The sequence below is a fragment of the Candidatus Thiodiazotropha sp. LNASS1 genome, assembly GCF_964212655.1.
GTDB lineage: Bacteria > Pseudomonadota > Gammaproteobacteria > Chromatiales > Chromatiaceae > Thiodiazotropha.
In genome coordinates, this window is sequence record NZ_OZ156465.1 from 4,448,439 (window position 1) to 4,466,524 (window position 18,086).

Annotated in this window: 12 protein-coding genes; 8 read left to right on the forward strand and 4 right to left on the reverse strand. The window is 54.1% G+C overall.

The features are described from left to right. The first annotated feature begins 368 nt into the window (after nucleotides 1-368). From AB8516_RS19850 to AB8516_RS19865, 4 genes are all read left to right on the forward strand, one after another. A complete protein-coding gene (locus tag AB8516_RS19850; protein ID WP_369162890.1) occupies nucleotides 369-857 on the forward strand; it encodes a YchJ family protein in 489 nt (162 codons plus the stop codon). Between the two features lie 76 nt (nucleotides 858-933). Further along, entirely contained in the window at nucleotides 934-1,569 is a 636-nt protein-coding gene (locus AB8516_RS19855) for a transglycosylase SLT domain-containing protein (protein WP_369162891.1), read from the forward strand. A gap of 166 nt (nucleotides 1,570-1,735) precedes the next feature. Continuing rightward, the gene (locus AB8516_RS19860; protein ID WP_369162892.1) at nucleotides 1,736-2,095 is read left to right on the forward strand and encodes a hypothetical protein; all 360 of its coding nucleotides are present in this window, start codon (nucleotides 1,736-1,738) and stop codon (nucleotides 2,093-2,095) included. A 73-nt stretch (nucleotides 2,096-2,168) separates the two neighbouring features. Next, nucleotides 2,169-3,032, forward strand: coding sequence for a hypothetical protein (locus AB8516_RS19865; RefSeq protein ID WP_369162893.1), 864 nt, complete (start codon nucleotides 2,169-2,171; stop codon nucleotides 3,030-3,032). Here AB8516_RS19865 and AB8516_RS19870 read toward each other — a convergent pair. The 4 genes from AB8516_RS19870 to AB8516_RS19885 all read right to left on the reverse strand — a co-directional run bounded on the left by AB8516_RS19870 (nucleotide 3,001) and on the right by AB8516_RS19885 (nucleotide 8,310). Further along, complete coding sequence (locus tag AB8516_RS19870) at nucleotides 3,001-5,073, reverse strand: hypothetical protein (RefSeq protein WP_369162894.1); 2,073 nt, start codon at nucleotides 5,071-5,073, stop codon at nucleotides 3,001-3,003. The two genes, AB8516_RS19865 and AB8516_RS19870, sit on opposite strands and share 32 nt — an antisense overlap. A gap of 76 nt (nucleotides 5,074-5,149) precedes the next feature. Then, nucleotides 5,150-5,491 carry a PilZ domain-containing protein gene (locus AB8516_RS19875; protein ID WP_069121705.1) on the reverse strand — a complete coding sequence of 114 codons (342 nt, stop codon included), beginning with the start codon at nucleotides 5,489-5,491 and terminating at the stop codon, nucleotides 5,150-5,152. A gap of 19 nt (nucleotides 5,492-5,510) precedes the next feature. Beyond that, nucleotides 5,511-7,862 (reverse strand): DUF1631 domain-containing protein, encoded by a 2,352-nt coding sequence (locus AB8516_RS19880; RefSeq protein ID WP_369162896.1) that lies wholly within the window; start codon nucleotides 7,860-7,862, stop codon nucleotides 5,511-5,513. A gap of 226 nt (nucleotides 7,863-8,088) precedes the next feature. Continuing rightward, nucleotides 8,089-8,310 (reverse strand): decarboxylase, encoded by a 222-nt coding sequence (locus AB8516_RS19885; RefSeq protein ID WP_369162897.1) that lies wholly within the window; start codon nucleotides 8,308-8,310, stop codon nucleotides 8,089-8,091. 206 nt (nucleotides 8,311-8,516) lie between these two features. Here AB8516_RS19885 and AB8516_RS19890 point away from each other — a divergent pair, with 206 nt between their 5' ends. The 4 genes from AB8516_RS19890 (at nucleotide 8,517) to recD (ending at nucleotide 18,064) form a co-directional block, all read left to right on the forward strand. Continuing rightward, nucleotides 8,517-9,389 (forward strand): HDOD domain-containing protein, encoded by an 873-nt coding sequence (locus AB8516_RS19890; RefSeq protein WP_369162898.1) that lies wholly within the window; start codon nucleotides 8,517-8,519, stop codon nucleotides 9,387-9,389. 119 nt (nucleotides 9,390-9,508) lie between these two features. Next, the gene (gene recC / locus AB8516_RS19895) at nucleotides 9,509-12,679 is read left to right on the forward strand and encodes an exodeoxyribonuclease V subunit gamma (RefSeq protein ID WP_369162899.1); all 3,171 of its coding nucleotides are present in this window, start codon (nucleotides 9,509-9,511) and stop codon (nucleotides 12,677-12,679) included. Further along, the gene (gene recB / locus AB8516_RS19900) at nucleotides 12,676-16,245 is read left to right on the forward strand and encodes an exodeoxyribonuclease V subunit beta (RefSeq protein ID WP_369162901.1); all 3,570 of its coding nucleotides are present in this window, start codon (nucleotides 12,676-12,678) and stop codon (nucleotides 16,243-16,245) included. The genes recC and recB overlap by 4 nt, the downstream gene beginning before the upstream one ends. After that, nucleotides 16,232-18,064, forward strand: a complete 1,833-nt coding sequence (recD, locus tag AB8516_RS19905) for an exodeoxyribonuclease V subunit alpha (RefSeq protein WP_369162902.1) — start codon at nucleotides 16,232-16,234, stop codon at nucleotides 18,062-18,064. Before recB ends, recD begins: the two co-directional genes overlap by 14 nt. The last annotated feature ends 22 nt before the right edge of the window (nucleotides 18,065-18,086 follow it).

Here is an 18,086-nt window from a genome sequence, read left to right on the forward strand (position 1 = left end):
AGACTGTCATGGAACGCTGTTAGAGTTAGCTGCGTTGGAATGGTTTTAGAGAATGCCTATACCGGTTAACTGAATAGAGGCGGACTCAGTGTGGAATCGTTCCGTTTTTCCAGTCTACAGCCTCAATGATAGAGGCCTTCAAGGTGGGTGTTCACCCACCTTTTTTTCGTTCTGAAGAGAGGGCACCAGGCCCTGATCACTCGCTTGCCGTAACGCTACGTCGGTGCCCAAAGCAGGAGCCGTTAATCGCCAAGACCGTCGTGGCGGGAGATCATGGCTCAAATCACAGGCGAAGCCATCATCCCCTTGGTGTTAAACAGGCGCTATGTTATTGTTCCCACTTAATAAATATTCATGCGGAGGAGACCATGGCTGGATGTTACTGTGGATCTGGTGTCGCTTATGAGAACTGTTGCGGACCAATCCATGAGGATGCTGCAAAGGCGGATACAGCCGAGAAACTGATGCGTGCACGTTACAGTGCGTTTGGCGCCAGAAAGGCGGAGTTCCTACATCAATCCCTGCACCCGGATCATCGTCATGATCACGATATTGAAGCCACACGGCGATGGGCGGAAAATGCCGAGTGGCTGGGCCTGCAGATTATGGATGTTCAAGGTGGAGGAGAGGCCGACGAAGAGGCTAGTGTGGAGTTTGTCGCCACCTATAAAGAGGGGGGGATGGTCAGGCCGCATCATGAAATCAGCCGTTTTCTCAAACAGGACGGCGTTTGGTATTTTGTTGATGGTCAGCTTGTGGCGCCGAAAACCGAGAAACGCCACCAGCCGAAGGTCGGCCGGAATGATCCATGCCCCTGCGGCAGCGGCAAGAAATATAAAAAATGTTGCGGCGCATGAACCGGAGAATCATTTGATTTCAAGTTTATCCGTTTTTTGCCGACAATTGCCCTAGATCGACATAGGAAAGGATTGCGTGAAACCAAGATCAATCAGCGCTAAGCATGCTTTAAGGCAGCTGCTCCTGATGGCAGTCTGTTTCTGCGTGCCTATGTCGGTAAGTGCAGAGATTTATAAGTATCGGGGTAGTGATGGCAGCATCCATTTCACCGATAAGCCGATGAAGGGCAACTATCGCCTGTTGTGGCGTAGCGGGAAGAAGAAACGTAATAGTCGAAGCAACTACAGTTTGGCGCGTCTGCGCAAAAACAAGGCTGAGCTGACACCGATAATCGATGATATTGCCAGACAGCTCCATCTTCATCCGGGATTGCTGCACGCGGTGGTGATGGTCGAGTCGGCCTACAATCCGAAAGCAATATCCAGCAAGGGTGCACGCGGATTGATGCAGTTGATGCCGGCTACCGCAAATCGCTACGGCGTCAATGACTCCTATGACCCAAAACAGAATCTTCAAGGCGGTGCTCAATATTTGAAGGACCTGCTGAAGCTGTTCGAATTCGATATCAAACTGGCTCTTGCGGCGTACAATGCGGGTGAAAATGCGGTGTTCAAGTACGGAAATACGATCCCGCCCTACCCGGAGACGCAAAACTACGTGAAAAAGGTTCTTCACGAGTTTGAACGCAACCGCCTAGCTATGCTCAATTAGGGCCGATTGGACTAGTGTCAACGAGCCCCGGATTACCTGCGGCAATTCCACCGATCTAACTACTGTTTGTGCTCCTGGCTCAAGGGCTGAACAACACAATTCACAACTAATGGGTAAAAACCTCTCGAATTTGCTGAACTGGACATGGTGTCTGCCGCAGACGCTGATGGGATGTTGTTGGTTGGTTACGGTGAGGGGCTTGCTGGACAGGGAGGCAGAAGATCTTGGCGCATGGCAGGGGGTACGCGCCATACGTTATAACAAGCTGCAGGGTGGTGTCAGTTTGGGGCCCTTTCTATTTTATCAGGCAACATACAGCGGCGACACGCTGCTCTATCATGAGTATGGTCACTACCGACAGTCTCTGTTGCTCGGCCCGCTCTATATTCCGTTAGTCGGCTTGCCCTCATTCAGCTGGGCGATTATGAAAAAGGCGGGATTCTTTCAAGGGATTCCGTATTGTGCCTTCCCCACCGAGCGGTGGGCGGATCAGCTGGCGCAATCATGTCTTGAGTTGGAGAATTGAAAATCCATGCTAGGGTTTGTAGGGTTAGTGGTAAAAAACAGAACATTGAATCACAGACTTAAGGCTGAGGTGGATGATGAAAAAGTTGCTGCAACTGCTCTTGATGCTCTCTGTTGCACTTATATTAAGTGGATGCCCTGGTGATGATGACAATGGTGATAGCGGAACCACTACGGACAGCGGTGACTCAGGAGGCGATAGTGGGGACGCTGGCGACGATAGTGGAGGTGATTCCACCGGTGATGGTAGCGGTAGCATTTCAGGCAATCTGGTACTGCAGGCAGCGGACCTTTCCAGTGTCACACCATGTCCGATGCAGGATATCCTGACTGACGCCAGCGCCATCTCTGCCTTGCGAACCGCATTGGAGTCAGGCACCTTGCTCTATCTTGATGTTCCCTTCAACGGCAGTGACAGCGATATCTATCGCAAGAAGTGCGGTCTCGAGGGCTTTTGGAATCCATCCGACAACACCGATGAGATAAGCCTTTCGGCCATTGGCCTCGATCCGGCAGACGCACCGAATGTCACAGATCTTGTGTTGTTCGGCAACGCCGGTATTTGTACCGATGATTTCAATAATAGCAGTTTCGGTGTTGGCGAGGGTTTTCCCGTGGCGGGCACCTACCGCAAAGAGATCAAGGCGGCCCATCAGGGTACCACCTATCACCTGCGATTCAGGGCGGTGGTCAGCGGCAGTTCAGCCGGTAACACTTTCACATCGGAGGGTATTACACCTTCGACGGGGCTGAGAACGCTGATCTACAGCGTAGACGGTGCCGAAACACCGCATGACGGGGTGTTTTCAGCCCTCGTCAACGCCATGAGCGCCAGTACGAGCGCGGCGCCCGGCGCAACCATAGAGGTAAGGAAGAGCGCGGGAGGAGCGGTAGTCTTTACTGCGGTTATCGAGGTGATTTGCGTCTCAACAAGTTGATGGCTGCGGGCAGGAGTGTCAGATCCATCAGCAGGGCAAGGGCCATGCCGAAAGCCAGCAGGAGAGCTATCTCCTGGTTGGCTTGAAGTGAGGACAGGCTCAAAGTGGCGACACTGAGACACAACATCACCGTTGTCGTCGTCAGCGCCGCACCGCTCCTGAGGGCATTGCGACGCAGGATGAAATTCAGTGATGCCGGTGATTTGCGGTGCCACAGCAGATGAATTGAATCGTCGACCGCGAGGCCGAACAGCATAGCCGGAACTCCCAGCAGGGCGAGTGACCAGTCGACGCCGGTCACTCCCATACAGCCGACAACGAGCCAAAGCGGCAACAGGGTTACAAGCAGAGCGGGGGCCACAAGGCTGATCTGGCGAAACACCAGCCAGAGAAGCAGCAACACACCGGTGAGCGAGTAGAGTAAGCCGTTGACCGCCCCCGACACACCGAGTGATTCCACCGCCGGATAGAGATAGCCGGGACCATCGAAGACCAGCCTGTGATGACCCAGCATGGTTCGATCGAAATTTTCCAGCCAGGCGACGATTTCCCTTTGCCGTGCCTGATCGAGGGATGAGAAGAAGACATCCATTCGGGCCACGCCGCTGTCGTCAATCAGCTCTTTCCATTGATTCGGACTCGTGGTGTCTTCGAGACACGGCTGATCACAAACCGTTTGTACTATCGCGGCAGGCAAGACAAGACGTGACTCAGGTAATTTAGTTAGGTAATCAGTGGTGGCGTTTAAGGCGTGCAACAGACGCTTCCTGTCTTCACCGCTGGGTTTTTCCGCGGCCAAATAGATGGTAAAGGGACGTAAGTCACTGTTTAGAGATTGCTGCAGTTTCTCGGTGGTTTGGCTCAGTGGATGACCATGGGAAAAGATATTCGGGAATGGGGTTTCGAGCGTAACCCGAGTGGCAAAGGGGGTTAGCGATGCAGCAAACAATATCCACAATACCAGTGTTGATAGGGGGTGCCGGAGAGCAGCTTTGACAAGCGTATGGCACATGGCGGCTATAGGACTGATGGTGTATCTCTGTGAGTGCGCTGTATTTTCATGATTCAGCAGCAGCCAGCCGAGCAGGAAGGTAAACACAATAGCAAGCAGTGTACCGGCGGCTGCGGTCAAACCGAAACTGCGCAACAGCGGGGAGTCGCCTTGCAGCGCAAGTGCCCCAAATCCGATAAACGTCGTCGCCGTGGTGACTGCGCAGGGAGCGGCCAACTCGCGAACGGCCCGCTGGAAGCAACGGGACAAGCCACGTCTGCGATGGGATTCGATGCGTTCGACCAGATGTGCCGCATCCATCGAGGATACTGCCCAGACCAATGGTATCACCGCAAGCAGTAAGGCGTTGAAACCGCCATGCAGGCTTAGATTGAACAACAGCAGAGTGGTCGTGGTCGTCACACTGGCTGTTAAAAAAATGAATGCCGGCGCCGCCAACGACCAGAATGCAAGCAAAGGGACTGCAATGATAATAATGCCCAGCAGGGGGGTAATAAGAACCAGATCATCGGTGGCGGCTTGCCAGGATGCGCTGCGAACCAATTCGGGTGCAAACAGCTGACTCTGTTTGACGGCGACGGGTGTCAGATTTTCAGCAAGCTTTGTCGCTAACGCTTGGTAGAGCGATACATGAGCCTCCGCTTGATATTTGGAAGTGCTGCGCCAGAAAAGGATTGTATCGGAACGATCCTGCTCACCGTTGCTGCAATCTGCCAGGGTGAGTCTGACGGCGACGGATGGATCGCTCGCAGGCGGTGAGGATATACAGAGCATCCGCAGATCTGGGATCGATTCGTGGATTTGTCTCAGGAGACGTTTTCTTGATCCCAGTTGCAGCGTTGCCGGGAGATTCAGCAGTGCGAATTGCGCATGACTGTTCAGCGAATCACGAATCTGTTTCGATTTTGCGAGGGTTTGGGGCGGCAGCAGTTGTTCGACAGTCGGGGTCGGCGATGGTTGGAACCATGTCGACATGACGGCCCATACCGTGATCATCAGAACGGTTGCAAAGGTGAGGCGGAGATTCATCCGAATGGCCGCTCCCGGATGGTGTCAGGGCGAATCTCTCAGTTGATCCGCGCAGGGCCTATAGCAATGCTGAGTACTAATTTGAATGCCAGTCAAGGATGAGCTCATCAATGATCAATACATCATCGGGATTGATGTCAATGATATGGAAACCGCTCCAGAAACTATCGGGTTGGGAAGCCTCGGTGCACCATACAGCTTCCGCGGTAAATGAGATCTTTTCTTGATCATTCTTCGGGATTGGAAGAATCAGATCGAGTTGATAAACCGATCCGGTAACCATGGCTTCATCGCTTAACAGCATCAGTCCTTCAGCACTGATATTGACCACACGTCCGATGTGACTGCCCGTTATTTGATCTGTAATGATCAGTACTTCGTTGGCTACTTTACGTGGGGAATGACGTTGTTCTTGCATGTAATCATTTCCTGTGTCCTTAGCGGACCTCTTTACCTTCGTTATCCTCATCATCTTGGATGAGTTCACTTGCTATATCATCTGTGGTTTTCAAGGAGCGCTGGAGCATACGTCTGATCGCATGCAATGTTCTCTCGACAAATGGATCACTGCTGTCTTCAAGGATTGTCGACTCACCTTTGAGTATCTCTTGCGCCAAAGTTCTTAACGGTTTGATGGCGGTTTGAACACCGGCTCTGTCGACAAACATACATGAAGCGGTCAATGGGCTTAGCCATGACAGTTTAACCTTTTGCAATTCACCGCTCTGCGAATCCTTAATTTCGAACCAAGTGCCGAACTTGATCTTACGCAATTTTTCCATCATTGCCTCTTCGTCTTCGGGAATCTCCTCTTCACCGGCCTTTTCAGTGGTTGATTCGGCAGGGGCGGGTGCAGGTTTGCTGGGCTCCGCTTTCAATGCGGCCTTGTCTGAAATCGGTACCACGGTATCGGAGGTCTTGGCCGATTTCATCGCTTGTTCCGAAGCCATGGATGCTGTTTCGGCATTGCTGAGCAGACCGAAAAGAACCTGGCTCTTCTCCTGATGGAATCCACCCAGGGAAGCCAGGCCTTCCTCGATGGATTTTCTCAAATCCGGTAGCGTCTTCTCCAACTCTTCGCGTTCACTCTGATCTTTGGGTTCAAACGTCCAGGCAATTTCATCAGCGATGCGAAGCGCCTCTTTCCAGTCTTCGCTCATTTCGCCGTCAGGATGGCGCAACAGGACAAAGACAAGTTTGTCTACCCAGGTTTTTTCCAGGAACTCCTTAACAGGTTGGGGGAGGTTTTCACTGAAAGAGCGTGCTCTCATCTCCTGGGACGCACGTTGCCTGGCAATGTTCAGCTTTTCTCTGCCCTTGATGGAATCCTGTGCACGTTTTTCAAGAATGTCAGACTTGCGCCTGAACTCATCCATACGCTTCTTGAATGTCTCCAGCAGTGTGCCGAACAGACTGACATTATCGGAAAACTCTTTCAGCACCCGGTCTATGACATTCTGCATATCGGGGTAGATACCCCTTTTCAGATTGCGTTCGTCGATCCAGTGGCTGCCGGCTTCAACCAAAGAATCGAGCAGTTGTCGTGCTTCATGATTGCTGTCGGTCAGCAGCTTGCGATCAATGATCGCAACTTTGAGGTAGGGGGTGTGCAGATGACTGATCAAGGCCTTGGCTACGGCAGGGAGAACAGGATCATTCAACATATATTCGAACAGCATACCCACCAGGTCGATAGTATCCTCATCCGCAGCCTCGAGGCGGTCCGCACCAACCTCGTTATAGAGTTTATGACGCTCTTCGGCCAGTGTGTGTTTCACCCGAATCAGGAACTGTTCATCGATCTCGATATTCGAGATCCCCGCACCGGGCGCGTTGACATCCGGTATCATATCGGAACGCTGAGCCGGTTGGATGTTGCTCAGAGCGGTGACCAGATTCTCTTGTGTGGCGGGTGGTGCGCTTCCAGGCTGCCGGCCGGCGGCCTTTGCAGACGCTTCCCTGGCGGCAAGCTTCTCCGGGGAGGTGCGGCGCCGGCTGGCCATCATATCCAGAATCGATCCGAACAGCTCCTCACCCAACTCTTCCTGGGTTTGTTCCTGTTGCTGTTCAGGATGTTCCTTATCATCAGCCGATGGGCCTCCCTTAGCATCCGGCGACTTCTGAATTGCCGGCCTTAAGTGAGGTAGAACGCCAGCCTCTTTCAGGCTGTTGTTAAAGTCATCGTAGATCGATCCCAGCTGTTTGAGTACATATTTATCGAACAGGGCGAGGATGATGACTTTGATCCGCGCTTCCAAACCCAATGCATCGATAGCTTCGCTGAAAGCATGGGCCAGATGGTGGGGGCCGGAAGGGATCTGTTTGTGTTTAACGCTTCGCCCACCACTCACTACACTCAGTCTCTGACCGAGCGCATACAGCTGGGAACGATGGTGCCCCACCGTGCGGCTGATCATGTTTTCCAGTGCGGTGGAGACATCCATGGATTCATGATCGACGAGCTCCAGTTCCGTATCCTCGTCTAGATCGGAAAAGCCGTCGATCTCAGGTTGGTCATGCCAGAACTTATCGAATCCTTCACTCAACAGTTCCCGAAACTCATGTTCGACCAGGCCATGTCTGTTACGGATCATTGCCATGGCCTCGAAAAAGCGATTTTGAATCTCGTTGGTCTCAGCCTTTTGGGCAAAACTGGTAAGTGCTTTATCGGAGTTGTTGAAAAGCTCTGTCAGGAGTGCGTTTATGTAGACAATTACCGTGTCTTTACAGCGATTCAGCACTGGCTGAAACTGACTCTGGTATTTGTTTCTTCTATCCTGTATTGACACGTCTAAAGGATCCTTAAGTGAATCTGTGGCGATACCCAAAAAGAGGTGGTATTGCTAAAACTTGATTTTTCTAGAGTTTGCTGCATTTACAATAGCTAAAGAGTAGCACGAAGAGTGCCTAAGATGAACAATCTGATGTCTCTCATATCACTGTGCCCCAAGGTTTTATTACAAATCCTCACATTCCCGATACAGACACTGTCGGGTCGCTACGTATAACAACATCTCAATCGTCTCCAATGATTTGCTCACTCGATTCCGTCGGTGAGAGCAACTGTTCCCCCTGGCCGACGCTGTTGGCGAACACCATGCGATAGCTGATATCGTCACTCAGGGCATGTGCAGCACGTAGTTTATTCACCTTTTCCTTGGCGGATTTGTACTTTTCCTCTTCGTCGAGGTATTCCAGGCTGTTATCAGCTGAAACTTTGAAAATGTAGAAAGGCATGTTTACAGCTCCGTCCTCGTCCGGTGGAGGTCAAGATTCCGTTATGAATGTCGATAACAATGGATGTATACCATAGTCGACACTGTATACAAGCCAGCATCATAACTGAGTCCGAAGTGGAACAGTACAACAATACCCCTTGTATATCAGTGAATTATTACCTGACAGATAGGGATGTTGAATATGTCGCCCTGAGGTGAAAAAACATGACTCCTCAACAACTTGTGATCGAGATAGAAAGCTTGGTTTCGCTGCCTGACGTTTGTGTCAAGGTGAATCGGCTGATCGATGCCCCGAACTACTCGGCTGCAACCCTGGGTGAGATTATTTCCCAAGACACTGATCTGTCAGCCCGTCTGTTGCGGCTTGTTAACAGTGCATTTTTCAATTTAAAGGCCCCGGTGGAGACTATCTCCAGGGCTGTCACGATCATTGGTACGAGCGAGCTGCGCGATCTTGTGATGGCCACCACAGCGGCCCGGATTTTCACCGGTATCCCGGGCGATCTCGTGGACATGACCGAATATTGGCGTTATTCGATAACAGCCGGCGTAATTGCGGGTGAACTGGCCAAGCGCTGTAACGTACTGCACAGCGAGCGCCTTTTCGTGATGGGGGTATTGCACGATATTGGCCGATTGGCGATCTATCTGAAAATGCCCCAAGAGTCGAGAGATATTCTTTTGATAACCGGCGGCGACGATACCCTGTTACCGGATGCGGAGAATGATGTCCTCGGTTTTACTCATATGGATGTCGGTGAAGCCTTGTTGAGGAAGTGGAAATTGCCCGAGAGCATCGTTTCCGTTGTTGCACACCATCATCGACCGGCATCCACACAGGTTTTTCAGCTGGAGACCTCCTTGATTTCCCTCGCTGCATTATTGGCTTATGCCGAAATCAGTGGTGTCGAGTGGTATGAAACCGTTGAACTGGTGGAGCCAGTGGTCTGGAAACAAACCGGTCTGGAGCCCGAGCAACTGGAGGCCGTAATGGAACAAATGCCACACAAGGTCGGTGAGATCATGGATGTGGTGTTAGGACCGAAAGTCAGACCGTTGAAAAGCCAACCCCATTAACGACTCCGCGTAATTCGCAGATAACAGGCCCCAGGCAATAAGGCGGTTTGCCTGTCGCGGTGATTTATTCAGGACACGGACTCAGTGATTGAGTCTCAAACAGGTTAGAATACGGCCTCATGTTGAGGCTCTACCAATCAAACCATCTTGAATCGCTTGCGGCACGCCTGTCCGGACTGCTTGCCGAGCCGGTGGGTGAGGCTCTGCAGCAGGAGCAGGTGATCGTTCAACACCCGGGCATGGCCCGCTGGCTCTCATTGCGAATCGCCGGTCATCTGGGGATTTGCGCCAATCTCTCTTTTCCGCTGCCCGCAGCATTTATATGGCAGCTTTTTCACGCCCTGTTGCCGGATGTGCCTGACTATGATCGTTATCAGCCAAAACGTCTGACGTGGCGTATCTACAGACTGCTCCGGGATGTCGATGAGAAATTGACAGATCCTTCGGTCACCGGCTATCTGGCTGGAGCGGACGATATTAAGCGCTTTCAGTTGGCGCAACAGCTGGCCATGCTGTTCGATCGATATCTGATCTATCGGCCAGACTGGATTCTCAAATGGCAGCTGGGAGAGGCGGCTACCGAAGGTGATGAATGGCAGGCCGGTCTTTGGCGCCGTCTCACGGAGGAAGATGCGGTTCATTGGGTGAGCCTGCAACTTCAGTTGAGCAGGATGTCGACAACCTCTTTTCAGAAGATCCTGCCGCCGAGGGTGTTTGTCTTTGGTGTTCCCACCCTCTCTCCTGGCTACCTGGAGATCATTCGACACGTCGCATCGCTGATTGATGTTCATCTTTTTCTGCTAAATCCCTGTGAGGCCCACTGGGCTGACATCGTCTCACCCAGTGAGCAGGCACAGTTGGCTCTGCAGTCGCGGGAACAGGCGCTCTACCTGGAAGTGGGCAATCCGTTGCTTGCCACAATGGGTCGGCAGGGGCGGGACTTTTTTGCTGCCATCAACGAGATGGATCCGGGTGGTGAGGAGCTCTACCAAAGGCAACATGACGATCTGTTGTTGCATCAAATGCAGAATCAGATATTGACTTTGAGTGAGCCGCAATCCGGATGCTCAACGGACGGTTCCATCACGCTCCATCGCTGCCACAGCCCGATGCGCGAGGTTGAGGTGCTCTACGATCAACTCCTGGCGCTGTTGGAGGATCTGCCGGATCTGACAGCGTCGGATATTCTGGTGATGACACCGGATATTGACCGTTATGGTCCTCTGATCAAGGCTCACTTCTCAACGCCGGGCAGCCGTCCGAAGATACCCTTCAGGATCAGCGGTGGCGGTCTGCTACAGAACAATCCACTGGCCACGGCTCTGCTGGAAATTGTTCAACTCCCTGGATACCGCTACCCGGTCGGCAGTGTGCTCAATCTGCTGGAATATCCGGCCATACGTCGTCGCTTCGGATTGGATGAAGAGGGAGTCGAACGGGTGACTCAATGGCTGAATCAGGCTGCTGTCCATTGGGGACGTGATGGCGAGAGCAAGCATTCCCTTGGATTGCCGGCGGAACAGAGTAATACCTGGCGGGCAGGGTTGTGGCAACTCCTGCTGGGTTATGCAATGCAGGGAGATGCGGGAGAGCTTTGGCACCACCACTATCCATTGGATGCGGTGGAGGGGTCGGAGGGTCAATGGCTCGGTGGACTGCTGGCGTTTTGTGATGCCCTTTTCGCGCTGGAAGATCAGCTCTTGATCGATCGGTCATCGCAGGCGTGGGTAAACTTCCTGATCGGGCTCACGGAGCAGTTCTTTTCTTCCGATGAAGAGAGTGAAGCACAACTCGAGTCGGTCAGAGAGGCTATTCATGCATTGGCCCAGGAGATGCAACAAGCGGGAATCGAGGAGCAGATTCCGATCGCACCGATCCGATATCGCCTACAGGAGCTGTTGAATATTTCAGTGGATCGGGGCTTTATGGGCGGTGGTGTTAATTTCTGTGCCCTCGCACCCATGCGAAGCCTGCCTTTTCGTGTGATCGCGCTGATCGGTATGAACGACGAAGCCTTTCCCCGCCAGCAGCCGGAGTTGGGATTCGATCTGATGTCGAGTGCCTTTCGTCGCGGAGATCGGTCACGAAGAGTGGATGATCGCTACCTCTTCCTGGAGACACTGATCTCTGCACGGGATCGTCTTTTAATCAGTTACGTCGGACGCAGTCAGCATGACAATACCCTGCTTCCACCCTCCGTCGTGGTGGATGAGTTGTGCGATTCTCTGCAACTGATGGTGGCTGAGTCCGGCATGAAGGAGATCATTTTCGACCACCCTTTACAGCCCTTCTCACGGGACTATTTTTTTGCTGACAGCACCCTCTTCAGCTATTCAGCGGAGATGTACGAGGCGGCAATGCGGGTCGGCAGTGGTGATCGCAATGAGCTTCCTCTGGTAGCGACGCCCCTGGTCGAAACAGAGGGGGATGGGCTGATCGATTTGCAGCGGTTTCTCCACTTTTTCACCAATCCGCTGAAAGGATTTGCCGATATCCGCTTGAATCTCGACCTCGAACAGGCGGAGCAGCTTCCCGAGGAGCGGGAACCATTCACCCTGGTGCGTTTCGATAGGTTGGCACTGGAACATGAGCTGGTGGAGTCTATGCTGGCGGACCAGAGCCCCGAAACATTGTATGAACAATTACGCGCCCGGGGACGCCTGCCGCACGGTATGGCCGGTGAACAGACGTTTGGGCAGATGCAGGGCCGTGCAGCGGCAATGGTTCAACGCATTCAGGCGCTTGATAGCGGCGATCTACTGCAACCCTTGGAGGTTGATCTTAAGTTCGATGAACACCATCTGGTCGGCCACCTTCACGGTGTCACCACAGGGGGGCTGCTTACCTATAGTACGGATCGCCTCTTCCCCTACCAGATGGTCAGGCATTGGATAAGACATCTGTTGTTGAATGCCCTCAATCCACCTGGGGTAACGCCAATGACATGTCTACTCGAGGGGGACAGAACAGGTCACTACAGGTCCGTGGAGGAGGCGAAGGTTCATCTTGAGACGCTGATCCGGCGCTATCGCCAGGGTCTGCAGTTGCCGTTGTCGTTCTTCCCCGCAACCGCCTGGATCTATCAGGAAAAACTTGAGCAGGGTGGTGAGGAGGTGGCCCGTAAGGCGGCGCGACAGCGTTGGTTTGGCAACCGGTTTCAGCCAGGTGACGTGGATAAACCCTACCATCGTCTGTTGCGGCCGGACCGGCCCGCCCTCGATCAGGCATTCTTCGACACCAGCAGGGAGCTCCTGCAACCATTGATGGACCATCTGGAGTGGCAGGGATGAGTATGCGGATCGAATCGGTGGCCTTGCAGGGTTTCAATCTGGTGGAGGCAAGCGCCGGCACCGGGAAGACCCATACCTTGACCGGCCTCTATCTTCGGCTGCTGCTGGAACAGGACCATAGTCCGGAGAGGATCCTGGTGGTGACCTATACCAAAGCGGCAACGGCAGAACTGAAGACACGGATTCGCCAGCGTCTTATCGATGCGCGGTCGCTGACGGATGGCGGTACAAGTGCCGATCCCCTGCTGCATAGCATCCTCGACAACATAGAGGACAAAGCGCGGGCCCGCAGGCGTCTCGATCTGGCGATTGCCGGCTTCGACAGGGCTGCTATCTATACCATCCACGGCTTTTGCCAGCGCGTACTGACTGAACAGGCATTCGAGACCGGGCAGGCATTCAACACCAATCTGGTAACGGATCAGGCTGATCGACTGCTGCAGATTGCTGATGATTACTGGCGACGTGAAATCAATCAGCTCCCCGGTCAGCTGCTTCAGGCCCTGCGTGACCGGATAGATACCCCCGAGGCATTGCTCCAGCGCATGCGTCCCGCTCTGGGCAAGCCTTACCTGCAGGTCAGGGCTTGTGATTGGCCGGAAGGCATTGGGTCGCTGGAGCTGCAGGCCAATCAGCTCCAGTCCGAAGTCAGGTCGTTGTGGCAGGAGCAACGCGATAGCATCCTCGCGCTACTCAGCGACACACAGGTGATGAAGGGAAATCTCTACCGCCGGGCATGGCTTGAGGGTTGGGGTGTGAAAATGGACCAATGGCTGCAGGCCACGGTCTTTCAAAGACCCTTCGACAAGGCCGAACGGTTTACGTCGGAGAGTATCGAGGCTGCGATCAAGCCTGGACAAGCGGCTCCTCGGCATCCCTTCTTCAACCGGTTTTCCCGTTATATGGCCTGTGTCGAAGCGTGCGCCGATGCCTTCGACAAGGCATTCGTGGCTTTGCAAAAGTCTTTCTATGACTATCTTCTGGATGAGCTGCCGAGACGCCAGGCCGAGGCCAGGGAATGGTCCTACGACGACCTGTTGCTGCAGTTGCACGCCGCCTTGCTGGCGGACAGCGGTGGCCGTTTGAGTGGACTGTTGCGCCGGCGCTATCCTGCTGCATTAGTGGATGAGTTTCAGGATACCGATCCGGTGCAGTACCGGATTTTCGGTCAGATCTATCTCAACAGCCGGCAACCGGTATTTCTGGTAGGGGATCCAAAACAGGCGATCTACAGTTTTCGCGGTGCCGATCTGTTCGCCTATCTGCGTGCCAGAGACGAGACAGGCGCCAAACACCATACCCTGGACATCAACTGGCGTTCGACACCTGGGCTGTTGCAGGCTGTCAACACCCTGTTCGGCAGTTCACATCGGCCATTCTTCGAGCCACGCATCGGTTTTGAAGCGGTCGCGGCTGGTGACAGGGAGATGGCATCCCTCACGATAGCGGATGGCAGTGAGGCGCCTTTTCAGATTTGGCATCTTACCTTCGGTGAGCAGACAGGGATCGAAGAGATCCGCCAGGCTGTGGCCGATGCCACCGCCGGGGAGATTGCCCGTCTGTTGACACTCGCTTCGCAAGGCAAGGCGCGCATAGGGGACAGGTCGCTATGTGGCGGTGATATTGCCGTACTGGTGCGGACCCATGAACAGGCCTCCCGTATTGCACAGGCCTTGAGGGCGTATGGTACATCCAGTGTTCATAGTAATCAGCAGAGTGTCTACTGGAGCCAGGAGGCCGAGCAGTTGCAACGTCTGCTGCTCGCCCTGTTGGAGCCCCACAGGGGGCGTCTGGTCCGTGCCGCGCTGGCTACGCCGATGCTGGGCTGGGATGGCGCCGCCATTGATGAGATGAATCGTAAAGATGATTTGCAAAACGGATTGTTCAACCGCTTCTTTCATCATCATCGTGCTTGGCGGGACAACGGTTTCATCGTCATGATCAAGGCATTCGCCAATGAAATGGGGATCGAAAATCGATTGCTTGAGTTCTGCGACGGAGAGCGAAGGCTGACCAACTTTTACCATCTTCTGGAACTGCTGCAGCAATATGATGGCACGGCACGTCCCGGTATGGAGGGATTGGTTAAATGGTTTGCCCGCCAGCGCCAGACCCTATCCCAGGATGATGAGCATCTGTTGCGCTTGGAGAGTGACGGCAAGTTGGTGCAGATCGATACCCTGCACCATAGCAAGGGGTTGGAATACAATATTGTTTTCTGTCCCTTCTTGTGGGACCAAACTGAAGCCGGGTACGACGACAAACCCTTTCTGTTTCACGATCCGCATGAAGACTATGCGGCGGTGCTCGAACTTGGCTCAGAAGATTTTCATGACAACCGGGCCTATTTCCATGAGGAGGTTTTTGCGGAAAATCTTCGCCTGCTGTATGTGGCTTTGACGCGTCCACGTTATCGCTGTTACCTCCCATGGGGCTGGTTGAAGCAGAGCAGGCATTCAGCGCTTGGCTGGATATTGCATACCACGAATAGAGCCGATTGTCCGCAGACCCTGGCGCAGTGGCGACAACAGCTCAAGACCTTGAATCCCGAAAGAGATGAGCAGGTGTTGCGGGTTTTGGCCACAGCCGCCCGGGGTAGTATCGATATCACACCTTTACCCCATGCTGCGGAGATGGCGCAACTCACCCTGCCACTGCCGCCGGAACTGCAACCGCCGAGACGCTTTTCAGCATCCATATCAGCGGTTGGCGGTGTGGCCAGTTTCTCCTCGCTGGTTGCGGGACAGCATGAGGATAGACCGGATTACGACATCCAGACGACAATTCTGAACCAGCCTCAGGATGCCCGCCGGGGTTTCAGCGTGCATGGCTTTCCGCGCGGCTCAAGACCCGGCAGCTGTCTGCATGCGATTCTGGAGGAGCTCGATTTCATGCAGCCCCATGGGCAGGCGGTCGAGCTGATGGTGGAGGAGAAACTTATGTTTCATGCCATCGATACCCGCTGGAAGGGTGTTGTAGTCCAGTGGATGAGAGAGGTTGTAGAGACGCCGCTCAATATCGATGGTTTGACCCTGAGTCGAATCGGGGCGGGGCAACGGCTGAATGAGATGGAATTTTATTTCCCCGCGAAATCACTGCAGCCCAAGGCGATCATGGCGCTTGCACGGCATCACCATTTCTCGGACGTCGATGGGCTGATTGACGGTCTGGCGAACCTCCATGCCAGTGTGGTGGATGGCTATGTGAAGGGCTATATCGATCTGGTCTTCGAAGTGGACGGATGTTTCTATCTGGCCGACTACAAGTCCAATTGGCTTGGCAACAGCTACAGTGACTACCACCCCCGGGCTCTGACGAATGCGATGATCGAGCACCACTATACGCTACAGTATCTGCTCTACTCGCTGGCCTTGCATCGTTATCTCAAGCTACGCCTGCCCGACTACGGGTATGAGCGTCATTTCGGTGGTGTCTACTATCTGTTTCTGCGCGGTATGCAGCCCCGGAGCGGTGCTCGCCTGGGGGTGGTCGCTGAAAGACCATCACAAGGCTTCATCGAGGCCCTGGACCGATTGATCGAGGCGCGCACCGATGAGTCTTCCTGATAGCCTGTTACGCTCGCTCCACCGGCAGAATCTGCTCAACGATCTTGATCTGCATCTTGCCGAGTATCTGATGGCAGAGGCCGATGCCCCTTCGCCATCCCTCGCCCTGGCGATTGCACTCACCAGTCGTGCCACCAGCGATGGGCATGTCTGCCTCGATCTTGGCGAGCTTGCGGGAAGAGCGCTATTCGATGAAGCGGAGATGGCGGTTCAGGCCCCTGGACTGGAAGAGTGGAGAGTCGAGTTACGACAAAGCGGGATTATCGGTGGTCCCGGTGACTGGCAACCCATGATTCTGGATAGCCGGAATCGGCTCTACCTGCATCGCTATTGGGCCTATGAGCGACGCTTGGGAGACGCGTTGTTGCAGCGTGCCAGGAGTGACGATCAGATGATTGACCGGGAGGGGGTGAAGCATGCTTTGGCAACACTGTTCCCGGTGCATGGCGCCGATGTTACAGATTGGCAGAAGGTTGCCGTTGCCACTGCGATCCTGCGGCCCCTCACCATCATCTCCGGTGGACCCGGCACCGGCAAGACGACAACCGTCCTTCGGTTGCTGGCGCTGTTGCGACTGCAGCCGGGGGGAAATGCGTTACGGATTGCCCTGGCAGCGCCCACAGGAATGGCTGCCGCACGTCTGCAACAGGCGATCCGGCAGGCCAAGGCATCGACGGCCCTCTCGAAAGAACAGCTGGCGACGATACCGGAGCAGGCGTCGACCCTGCATCGTCTGCTCGGTATGAACCGTTCGGGTACAGGCTTTCGTCACCATCGAGACAATCCCCTGCTGTTTGATGTAGTGATAGTGGATGAGGCATCGATGGTCGATGTGGCATTGATGGCCAAGCTCCTGGATGCCTTGCCTCATGCTGCGCGACTGGTGTTGTTGGGTGATCGCGATCAACTGGCCTCGGTGGAGGCAGGTTCGGTGATGGGTGATCTGTGTATCGGATGCAATGGGCCGGATGATGATTTCGCACGGCAATTGAGCGAGATCACGATGCAACCGGTGGCCGCAGGGGAGGAGTCCGCCAGTGAGTTGAAAAACAGTGTTATCGAACTGAGACAGAGCTACCGTTTCGATCCCGAGAGTCCGCTTGGACAGCTGGCCAAGGCTGTCAACAGGGGTGATGCGCAACAGGCCCGACAGCTGCTCCACAATGGAGGGAAAGAGCTGGGCCGTTTGGATCCGGGCGGTGATGTGGCAAGACTGGTTGCAAGTCGTTTTGGAAAGCTGTTCAAAGCGGTCGGATCAGGGGCGCCGGTGGCGTCGCTGTTCACCCTGTTGTACGAGTTTCGCTTGCTATGCGTAGTTCGCGAGGGGCCTTTTGGCGTCAATGCATTGAACGGTGCGATAACCCGGGAGCTGATTCGGGCGGGACAGATTGAGAATCACGACGATTGGTATCCGGGACGCCCGGTGATGCTGTCGCGCAATGACTATCAACTCGATCTCTACAACGGTGAAACCGGTATCGTCCTGCCACATCCTGAACGGAAGTATGAACTGGCGGTAGCCTTCCAGGGGAGTGACGGTCAGGTGCGTTGGATTTCACCATCGAGACTGCCTTATTGCGAAACGGTATATGCGGTGACGGTACATAAGAGCCAGGGTTCCGAGTTTCAGGAGGTGGTATTGCAACTGCCGGATCAAAGGAGTGCCGTCTTGTGCCGTGAGCTGGTCTATACAGCGATTACCAGATCGCGGCAGAGATTCACCCTGATCGGAGATGATGCGATCTTCGATGCAGCTGTCACACACCCCATGCGACGCAGCAGCGGGCTCCCCGATCTTCTCACCGTTAATCCGGGTTAGGGCGCTGAGATAACGATGCATC

Excerpts from the sequence above, each read along its gene's own strand:
- AB8516_RS19860 (WP_369162892.1), top strand. The coding sequence starts at position 1,736 with ATGGGATGTTGTTGGTTGGTTACGGTGAGGGGCTTGCTGGACAGGGAG.
- recC (WP_369162899.1), top strand. The coding sequence starts at position 9,509 with ATGTTGAGGCTCTACCAATCAAACCATCTTGAATCGCTTGCGGCACGC.
- AB8516_RS19875 (WP_069121705.1), bottom strand. The coding sequence starts at position 5,491 with ATGCAAGAACAACGTCATTCCCCACGTAAAGTAGCCAACGAAGTACTG.
- AB8516_RS19865 (WP_369162893.1), top strand. The coding sequence starts at position 2,169 with ATGATGAAAAAGTTGCTGCAACTGCTCTTGATGCTCTCTGTTGCACTT.
- AB8516_RS19850 (WP_369162890.1), top strand. The coding sequence starts at position 369 with ATGGCTGGATGTTACTGTGGATCTGGTGTCGCTTATGAGAACTGTTGC.
- AB8516_RS19890 (WP_369162898.1), top strand. The coding sequence starts at position 8,517 with ATGACTCCTCAACAACTTGTGATCGAGATAGAAAGCTTGGTTTCGCTG.
- AB8516_RS19870 (WP_369162894.1), bottom strand. The coding sequence starts at position 5,073 with ATGAATCTCCGCCTCACCTTTGCAACCGTTCTGATGATCACGGTATGG.
- recD (WP_369162902.1), top strand. The coding sequence starts at position 16,232 with ATGAGTCTTCCTGATAGCCTGTTACGCTCGCTCCACCGGCAGAATCTG.
- recB (WP_369162901.1), top strand. The coding sequence starts at position 12,676 with ATGAGTATGCGGATCGAATCGGTGGCCTTGCAGGGTTTCAATCTGGTG.
- AB8516_RS19885 (WP_369162897.1), bottom strand. The coding sequence starts at position 8,310 with ATGCCTTTCTACATTTTCAAAGTTTCAGCTGATAACAGCCTGGAATAC.